General features: G+C 43.6%; 1 protein-coding gene. It reads left to right on the top strand.

Features of this window, described 5'->3' with window-relative positions:
• Positions 1-10,316 (top strand): putative polyvalent protein kinase domain-containing protein (locus ACFO6W_RS02950; protein ID WP_379993836.1); only part of this gene is annotated, 10,316 nt, incomplete at both ends.

Raw genomic sequence — 10,316 nt, 5'->3', positions numbered from 1 at the left:
CGCGCCATACGGCAAACATATGACAGATCGGCTGACAGCCTGAATAAGTATTTCGGGGAAGATGCACCGCAGGCTGCACTTGCTTTCAATAAGCTGGTGGATAACAGCAGTGAGGCGGAACTCAAACAGGAACTTCTTTCCGTGATCGGGGATGAGCGGCTGGATGATAACGGGAAAAGGGCCATTGTGGAATATGTGACTGCCTATTCCGCCTATTCGGGGATAAATAAGGCCAAACAGGAAGATATACAGCAGGCAGAACAACAAATGGCCTGGCTGGCAGATGAAAATATCAACCCGCAGATGAATGCCGTTGTATCCGCTGTTATCGCAGGCAACGGGAATCCGGTACAGGTTACCGGCGGGAACATCGTACAGCGTGAGGACGGGAGCATAGACAGTGAAGCATCGGACAAGCAGATATTCTATGTGGATGCGGAAGGGAACAAACAGGTAACATCTATTGACTTTATTGAAAGCATCGGGGAAAATATCCCCGCGCAGGATGCTATCGCCCAATTAATAGAAATAGAAACGGCAAACATCATATCCCGACAGGAGAATGAGGAAGTAAGGGAATACCTGCCCGGAGAAACGGTAACGGCGGATGTAGCGGGTAATGGTATTACATTTACAGGAGAGGTAACAGGTATAACCCAAAGCGGCAACTATATCATCGTAAGCCCGGTTACAGGAGAGCAGGTGGAAGCAGAACCGCGCCGGATAATCAATCAGGATAATATACAGGGCGTGGAAAACGGCTCGCTGGTCGAATACAGGAACGACAAAGGCGAAAGGGTACAGGGCACTGTCAACGATGCTTACGGCCTGCGTCCGCAGGGTATGATGGACATCGACGGGAACGGTGTGCCTGTTGCCGATATTATAGGACTGGTAAGTCAGTCAACGGTTAACAGTAAACAGTTAACACAGGAATCTGACAATTTGCAGGCAACTACCCCTGAAAGTGCAGACAACCTGCAAGCAACAGGGCAGCAAAATAAGGATATACCGGCAGGAGAACAAGACAATTTAACACCAACAGGGCAGATACCGAAGGATGAGAAAGGCAACCTGTTATTCGAACAGGCTCCCGTTGAGGCAACTATCGGGGCATTGAGCGAAGTATATAATGATACAGCCGAATTGTCGGGCGTTGTGGACGCTACTATCGGCAATATCCGGAAGCAGATAGATAAGGCTAAGGCTCCCAAACCTACCGGTGATATAAACAAGGATATTGCCGGTAAGCGTGCCGCCAATCAGCAGTTGGAAGAACTGAACAACCGCCTGTCGTATTGGGAAGAGGTCAGAAAAGCTATACAGGAGAGCAAACCTCTCAGGCAGCAAATTACCGGACAGTTAACCGGAGAAGAAACTCCGGTAAGCAATGAGAGGATAAATAATACGTCAACAGAGGATTCAGGGCAGGAGGATAGTCCGGAAGTAAATACGGAAAATGAAAATATACAACCGGATAAAGCGGATACAAAACAAGAGATAAGCCCGGCTGAATCAGAAACCAATATTACTCCTGCCGGAGAACCGGAACCGTTAAAGGCAGAAAACCAGATCATCCTGCATTCGATAAGCAGCCGGAAAAAGGGGGATATCATCACAGACATATATTCCGGTGTCCAATACGAAATAATGGAGCCTGAAAAGAAGGGATTATCGACCCTGCGGGAGATAAAGTCAGGCGGCATACAGAAAACGAATCCGAATGACCGCAGGTATTACACACAAGCAACCGATGCCGAAATACGGTTAAAAAGGGATCAGCCTGTTTATTTATGGGACATACCCGCCTGGGTGCAGTTTGTTAAAAGGCATCCCTTTTCAGAAATCAGCTTCAGGGACTTTCGAAATGCTTTAGGCAGGGAATATACCGACCGGGAACAAACGGCGATTGAATGGTCTTTTGACCGAACGCCCCTGCTGGCAACACCGGAGGACAGCGACAGGGAATTGATACAATACTATAATGATAAGAGGGCTGAACTTGGAGACAGCATATTTACCCCTGATAGTTCATCTGTACAGGATGAAACAGCCGGAGACGAAGCGGAAAAATTCTCCCTTGCATTCGGGGCCAATAACAAACTCGTATCCACCGAAAGATACGAAGAGCTTAAAAAGCGGATGCGCGACAAGCTGAACAACCTGAATGCCGGTATCGACCCGGAGTTATTTGCCATCGGCGCAGAAATGGCGGTATATAATATAGAAGCGGGCGCACGGAAGTTTGCAGATTTTGCAGGCCGGATGATAGATGACCTGGGCGACAATATCCGTCCCTACCTGAAAGCATTCTACGAAGGAGCCCGGCAAATGCCCGGTATGGAAACCATCCGGGAAGAAATGGATAGTTTTCAAATTGTAAACTCTTTTGATGTTGATAATTTAACTATATTTGAAGAAGAAAGTAATACACCAAATACGAATGTCAATGAAACTAATAGCGACAACCGAAGCGACAACCGTATTGCTGAAAATGGCAGAATACCAGCCGGACATGCTGATGCGGATGTTCCGGGAGGAACCACAGGAACTCAAACAGATGGTAGAGCGCAAAGTGAACAACGCCCTGCAGTGGAAACAGAAAACGTTGAGCAACGGGGGCGATCCGGACGAAGTTCAGGAAATAATGCAGACTCTTCTGGAACCAAGCTATATACCGGAGGAACCTCAAGAGATGTATATATCGGACGAGATGATACAGGAGATACAAGATACGCTGGCCAAACTTTAAATACCAACAATAACAGACAATCCCGTGAAGAAAATGTAGTACCGAGAGGTAACACAGCGAAGATAAACGCTAATATTGCTGCAATCAAGCTGGCAAAGCGTCTGATTGAAACAGGAAAGAAAGCCACTCCCGAACAAATGAATGTACTGAGAAGGTACACAGGCTGGGGAGGTTTGTCCTCTGTATTCCAACAAAACGATAAAAATTACAAAGCACTTCAAGATTTACTCACAGTGGAAGAGTACGACTCGGCTCGTGCATCCACTACAACGGCTTTTTATACTCCACCGGAAGTAACCGCTTCTGTATGGGATATGATTGAAAAGCTGGGTTTTAAAGGTGGTAATATCCTTGAACCATCGGCAGGTATCGGTAATTTCTTTGCCCTGATGCCGGAAAGCATATCCAATGTATCCCGATTGAGGGGTGTTGAGCTGGATACTGTTTCGGGCAGTATATTGAAACTGCTTTACCCGGATGCCAATATCAATATATCCGGATTCGAGAAACAACGTATTGCCAATAACAGTATGGATCTTGTTATCTCGAATGTTCCTTTCGGCAACTTTAAAGTGTATGACAGCAACAATAAGGATATATCCACCGGGTTTGATATACACGACTACTTTATAGCGAAGAGCGTCAGAACGCTGAAAGCAGGCGGTATAGGGGTATTTATCACAACATCATCTACACTCGATAAGAGTTCTGCTCTCCGTAACTGGGTTATCAATAACGGTAATGCGGACTTTATAGATGCTGTCCGCCTGAACACGGATACATTCAAAAATGATGCTGGAACGGAAGCAACCGCCGATATTATCATTGTCCGTAAGCGTGATGTAAACGGCATATCCCCATATGCCAGGAATATGCAGGATTCCGTTATGGAGCGTGAAGCTACCTATACCATACAGGAAAAAAATCAATGGGGGTATAACACAGGAGAGGTGGAGAAGAAAGCCCGGATGGTGTATAACAAATATTTCCTTGATAATCCCACGAGGATGGCCGGGGAAATGAAATTCGGTTTCGAGGGTGGTAATGCCATCCGTCCTACCGAACAAAGGCTTGCACCTGTCAAAGCTATCAATCAACAGGAAGTAATCAACCGGATGATTGATGAACTGCCAGGCAATATATATAATACTACTCCTGCCAGTGACACATCTAAAGCAGTAGCCAATAACGGAACTAAAGAGGGCGGCCTGACAATCATAGACGGACAGGCCTATATCATACAGTATAACGAAGCTATCCCGGTAGATTGGAACAGTAATAAAGCTGCAGGTTATCCGAAAACAGAAATATTAAAAGACTATCTGGATATAAAAGAAAGCATAGACCTGTTACTGGAGGCAGAGCATAACAATGATGCTAATATTGATACTTACCGTAAGAACCTGAATAAGGTATATGACAACTTTGTGAAGAAATACGGCGCCCTGAATGAGAATAAGAAGATAAACTTCCTACAGGATGATATCGATTTTCCCTCTGTTTCCGCTATTGAAAACATAGAGGATGGGAAGGACGGAGAAAAGACAATCACTAAGAGTGATATATTCAGTAAGCGTGTTATCGACAACCAGATTGAACCGAAAGCAGACAATGTAGAAGATGCTGTTCGTGTATCTATAAATCAGAACGGAAAGGTAGATATACCATATATAGCCAGGCTACTTCATAAGACAAATGAAGAGGTACAATCGGAGATAGTCAGTAAGCGTATCGGCTTTGTTAATCCGGAGACCGGACTTATAGAAGCTCGCAATCAATATCTATCCGGTAATGTCCGTGATAAACTTTCTATCGCTCAACAAGCAAACCAGGATAATGAATATGACAGCAATATTGAGGAATTGTCGAAAGTTATTCCTGCCGATATTCCTATCAACCTTATCAAGCTGACTCTGGGTAGTACATGGGTGCCGACTAATGTGTATGAAGATTTCTTCAAAGAAACATTCGATGTAAATGCAAAACTGACGAAAACGTCTACCGACAAATATATAGGAAAAATATCCGGTAAAAACAATGCCAGGGATATACAAATGGGTATGCCTGAAGCATCAGGAAGTACATTGGCTCTAAATGCAATGAACAACGCCACTACTACCATATCTATGCAGGTATGGGAAGATGGTAAAAGAAAGACTGTTACTGACCCCCTGAAAACAACACAGGCGGCAGCCAAACAGACAGAGATAGCCGAAACTTTTGAAGCATGGGTAAAACAAAAGAAAGAATATCATGAAGAGCTGGAGAATATTTATAACAATACGTTCAATGCAGTTGTGAATTCAGCGGTAGATGTTGATTCGTTTGACCGTTTCCCCGGTGTTGGCGGCAAAGTAGTATCGTTAGGCTCCAAGGAACTGGAGAACGGAAAAGAACTTCATCAATACCGAGTAGCCAAAGAAAATACAGAAGCGGACAATGAACTGGTTGTAAGGGAAGCCAAAAGTTTAGGACTTAAATTAGACCCTGAAACGGGTATTTATTCCACTCATTTAAGAGGGGACGCAGATGTATTTTTCAAGAAACTGAATGGAACAGCTAAGATTCTCCGCCAGCACCAGAAAGAAGGTGTTATCCGTGGATTGGAAAGTGCTACGCTTCTGGCTCATGAAGTAGGAACAGGTAAGACGCTTACCCTTATTACCATTGCAATGGAGATGCGCAGGCTGGGACTGGCCAAAAAGCCGGCTATTATTGTCCAGCGTTCGACCTATAAGCAATTTGTAAAAGAGATTAAAAACCAATATCCGAACGCGAAAGTATTGGCGCCATCCGAAAAAGACCTGACAGCTAAACAGCGCCAGCAGCTTTTCGCCAAAATAGCCTATAACGATTGGGATATTGTCGTGCTCTATCATTCCTATTTGGATTCGATACCCGACAATCCGCAACGTGTCGCTCAATACATAGACGAAAAGATTTCAGAGAAAATGGACCTTCTTGCAGAAATGGAGAGGGCCAAAGAAGACGGTGCAGCCAATGCAGGCAGGATGATGGGAGCTTTGAAAAAAGAGATTGAACGATTGGAGAGAGACAGGGACAACACGCTAAACCCGGATATAGAGGAAGAGTCTGATACTCCAACAAAATCGAAGCGCAAGCGTTCTGTAAAGGATATCGAGAAAGTTCGTTCCAATGCAGAAGCAAAAGCCGAGAAGTCTCTTGACAGACGTACCGATAATACAATGACCTTTGAACAGTTGGGTATTGATGCCCTGCTGATAGATGAAGCACACGCCTATAAGAAACTAGGCTTCGTTACTTCCCTGCAACGTGTGAAAGGCATCGATACGGCAGAATCGAAACGCGCTCAAAGTACACGGCTTAAATCATCATACATATTGGAGAATCGTAACGGAAAGAATGTTGTGTTGGCGACAGGTACTCCAATATCCAACACAATGGCTGAAATGTGGACGTTTATGCGTTACCTGTACCCACGTACAGAAATGGGACGTTTGCAAATGAATAACTTCGATGCCTTCGTAAACAATTTCGGAAGCATAGAGGAAAGTGCAGAGTTCGGCTCAAACGGTAAATTCAGAATAACAAACCGTTTCTCTTCCTACTCGAATGTTCCGGAACTGATAGCAGCCTGGCGACAAGTGACTCATACTGTATTGACAGAGGAAGTATCTACTCTTAAAGAGGGTGTCGGTACTCCACGGGTAGAAGGCGGTAAGCCTGCGGATATTATGCTGGAGCAAACACCACCGCTAAAATCGGTCATGAAAGCTATCAGGAATAAACTTGAAGAGTTTGACCGTATGAGTGGTGCCGAGAAAAAAGAGAACTCCTATATTCCTCTTGTTATGTTCGGACTTGCTAAACGTGCTGCGATTGATGTGCGTCTGGTTGATCCTGATTTGCCGGATCATCCGGACAGCAAACTGAACAGAACAGTTGCGGAAGTTGTGCAAGACCTAAAAGATACACAAAGCTACAAAGGCACTGTTGCTATATTCTGTGACAGTTACCAAAGTAGCGATAAGGCTTTCAATGTATTCCGGGAAATAAAACAGAAACTTGTAGATAATGGTATTCCTGCCGGACAGGTTGCTATCATCAATGACTTCGATAAGGACGACGCAAGGGAAAAACTGTTTATTGCGGTGAATAAAGGAGATGTTCGTGTAGTGTTGGGTACTACCGAAAAATTAGGTGTAGGTGTAAATATACAGGAACGCCTGCACATGGCAGTACATATGGATGCTCCGCTTCGTCCGAGTGATTATCAGCAACGCAACGGTAGAATTATGCGTCAGGGTAATACACACCTGAATATGGATAAGACTATTAAGATTCTCCGTGTCGGCGTGCAAAAGACTTTGGACGTTACAGGCTACCAACGCCTGGAGATAAAGAAAAAGTTTATCGACCAGATAATGAAAGGGGATGTTTCCCAGCGTATGCTCGAAGAAGCAGACATCGAGAGTACGGACAGCAGCAACTTTAACCAGATGATGGCTAATTTATCCGGTAGCCAGGCTGCACTGGCATTATCGATAGAGCAAAATAAGTTGAAGAAGCTACAAAACGCCAGGCAATACCACGAAGATAACCAGGTGTACATGGCTGGAGCCGTAAGAAGAGCAAAAAGTATCATCGTTGGTAACGGACAGGCAATAGAGCGATTCGAAGAATACAGGAAAGAACTTCAAAGGCTTGTTCCTGACGGAAAGATAACAACTATATCGATCGGTAAAGTATCAGCCAATACGCCGGAAGATATAGATATCGTCTTAAATCAGCATATCACTAAAAGAATAGATAAGGAAGCTGCCGGACTTAGGGAAGATTTTCTTCGTAATGATGCTATTATAAGAAATTCGATTGCTATAAACGGCATTAAAGTCGATCTTGTTGTAAATATCACAAGGAATTATGATACTGATACGAAGAAAACAAGAATAACAAAAGAGATATTCTATACTACTCCTGATGTTAAACTCCATAATCCGTTAATGTCCGATCCTAAAAATATTTTACCTGTATTTGAAGGCCGGGCGGGCGCAAATATCCAAAATGTAATCGATGATATAAACGACTTATTGAGCGGTTATGATATTGATAAAGGGATACAGAAGTATAAGCTGGGTATCGATAAAGCTCAACGCGATATAGATGCTTACGAACCACAAATAGGACAACCATTTGCCAAAGAAAAAGAGTTGAGGGCTACTGAAGAAAAGGTTAAGGATCTTAACGCTCAAATGGAAGCCGAACTGAAACAAATAGAAGAAGCAGAGGCGAAAGAAGATGTAGAGGCTATTGACATTGACGGCATAGTTGAAAAGAATATTGAGGATACTCCGGAAAGTGATACCAGGATACAAGCATCATCCGGTAATTTCGAAAGTATTCCTGCTGAAAAGTTCAATAGCCTGATAGATACTCTTAATCAAACAGGGCTGGCAGTTGAGGTAGTTCTGGATGAAAATATAAGAAGCAATCCGGAGATAAAAGACACACAGGGCAATGTCTACGGCTATGTAACCCCGGATGGCGTCATTTATCTGGATGCTACCCGGATAAACGCCAATACGCCTGTACATGAGTTCGGGCATTTATGGAACTCTTTCATAAAAGAAAACAATCCTGAATTGTGGAAAAAGGGGGTGGAACTTATCAGGCAATCCCCGTATTACCGGGAATGTATATATAACAATCCCGCATACTCCGGCTTACCGGAAGAAAGGAAGATCGATGAGGCCCTTGCAATGGCTATAGGCGACAAGGGGGAAAAAACAGTCAACAGTGAACAGTTAACAGTCAACAAGCTAAAAGTTTGGTTAAAAGATGTTTGGAATGTTATCAAAAAAGCATTCGGGTTCAATACGGATATGGCTGTTGAGGATATGTCCTTATCTGATTTTACAGACAGGGCTGTTAAGGATTTATTCGGAGGGGAAAGATTGACAAATCCAGGAAAAAATAATAACTTTGGAGAAAGTAAAAATAACAACAATACACGATATGGCAGAAGAGCAGAAACCGGACTGGATAACCCAGGAACAATGGGACGCAGTGCCATCAGTGGGTTGGTGGCAGAACCAGAAAAGCGGAGCGGAATATCAAAAGTCATTGCCGCCGTCAACACCGCAGGAAGCGTCAGCACAATTTACGATGCTGAGGAACTCGAAGAACTGGAAGCAAGGGGAATAGACCCTTACTTCGATAAGACAGTATTCAGGAAAGTATTAAAGGATCGGGCCAGGCAAAATAATGTGTGGTTTGACAAAGATTACCTGAACGATAAAATATTACTACACGACCAGAAACAAACAGGTACATCAGAGAATGATGTATATCTTAATCCGGACGGTAACACCCTTACCAAACTAAATAACCTCTCTTATGTAAAGGGCACAGGTCATAAAAATAACATGGCCGCTCTTGTGGACAGATTATCTGCTCATAACGCCTTATTCCCGAACATAGTATATACAATCAAAGGATTTATGGACAATAAGAACGGCTTTCCATCATTGGTGACCGAACAGCCGTATATAAAAAATATAGAACGCAACGCGACACAGGAGGAGATAGATGGTTTCCTTACTGAACATGGCTTCAAAAAAGACGGAGTAAGGGATTGGAGCAACGGCCACGAAGTGTGGAGCAATGGTAAATATGAATTGTTCGATGTCCGTCCTGCTAATGTATTGATGGGAAAAGACGGTAATTTATATTTTATTGATACGGTTCCCCATTCGGTCGGTTATATGAACGATAGTAAAAATACGGAAGCTATCAGCAAACAGGAATTATCCGAAATGGAGCAGATAAAGCAGCTTTCGGTTAATAACAGTACGTTTATGAAAGCTCCCAATGGTGAGCCAACAAATCTGAACGAAAGGCAATGGCTACAGGTACGTACTGCCAACTTTAAAAACTGGTTCGGGGATTGGGAGAATGATCCTGGGAATGCAAGTAAAGTAATTGATGAGAATGGTGAGCCTTTGGTGGTGTATCACGGGACAAAGAACGGGGGGTGGACTACCCCGTATATTAAAGGCCAGCCGGTATTTTTCACAAGTAATAAAGAAACGGCAAAAGGTTATGCAAAAAAATACCATACACCTGTAAAAGAGGATATCCCGGTGAAGAATTACCCCCATAAAAAATATGCTGTTAATTACGGTGTATTCTTAAATATAAGGGAACATGATAACCCGGCGGAATTTAACGCAGGTAAAAAATCATATAACTCTTATGCTATTCCCCTGTATAATCCGATGACAGGCAGTGAGGGGCTTGGCGGGCTTGACGATATGGCACGGAATGTTGTTTATGAGCAACGCCCTTATATTATCAGGAATATCTATGACAATAAAGACTATAATGAGAATGATTTGTCGGATATTTATATTGTCCCGTTTGCAAATGGCGGCATGATAAAATCAGCTACGGATAATACAGGCTCTTTTGATCCGGCTGACAACGATATCCGCTTCCAGTCTGTCAGTGACATTGCCATTGCAACCAATTCTGCCATGACAGCAGCGGCACGCCGCCAACTGGACGGCAGGCTAAAGAATTT

The organism is Dysgonomonas termitidis, from assembly GCF_042654545.1.
Lineage (GTDB): Bacteria > Bacteroidota > Bacteroidia > Bacteroidales > Dysgonomonadaceae > Dysgonomonas > Dysgonomonas termitidis.
Note: the sequence above shows the minus strand (reverse complement) of the source record. Positions and strands in the feature narration are given on the sequence as shown.